At 54.7% G+C, this 762-nt stretch carries 1 rRNA gene; it reads right to left on the bottom strand.

The features are described 5' to 3' along the window. Nucleotides 1-671: 671 nt before the first annotated feature. Nucleotides 672-762, bottom strand: a 5S ribosomal RNA gene (gene rrf / locus ACTQZF_RS09205); the annotation flags it as partial.

Genomic DNA, 762 nt, shown 5'->3' with positions numbered 1-762 from the left:
TGCGACACATCTGGTGTGTCCATCCTCGCAGTATCCGGTTCTCAAGGTGCACGCCCCGCGGCTCATCCGGTCCGACCGGGCCGCGCGGCAAGGAGATATATTGCCAGACCGGAGGGGCCCGCGGGGCGGGAATCCAGCACTCCATATTTTGTTCACAAATGAACCAGAGGGCCCTGGAATCCGACAGGGTCTAATCGACGATCGTATATCTCAGACAGACCGTATGACCTCGGTGTTCATGCTGTCCGATGTATACGTATCGGTTATAGACCCAAACCAGAATTAAATAGCACCTAGGAGATAGATTGCGACGGTTCCCCTTATAAAGCCTTTACGCGACAAAGGACCCCGCCAGACAGCGCTGGAGCCCCATTAGTGTGCAATCCTAGCCGAAAGACGTGAAACGCGAGAAAAGATTGATTTGTAATCTAAATTGGCAGATCCATCTAGGAAATACGCAACCAGCCAAAGGAGCGTTCCTAAGTGCGGACTGTAAAGAACGAGTCCCAAAAACAGGCCTCGAAAAGAATCAACCCACTTCATATGCTATTGCAACTTCAGAATAAAGAAATCAACTATCTAGAGCCACGGATCAATACAAACGCAAAAAAGGGGGAGGCCGCGAGGCCTCCCCCTTCTCGATTCTCGATGACGGCTCGGTGCCGTCCACCGGTCAGCGGCGCCCTGGCCTCCCACGGGCTGGCCCCGCAGTACTCTCGGCGCGATGGGGCTTAGCTTCCGGGTTCGGAACGGGACCGGGCG

Source organism: Collinsella sp. LCP19S3_H3, assembly GCF_052119145.1.
Classification (GTDB): Bacteria; Actinomycetota; Coriobacteriia; order Coriobacteriales; family Coriobacteriaceae; genus Collinsella.
This window is presented reverse-complemented; position numbering and strand designations above follow the sequence as displayed.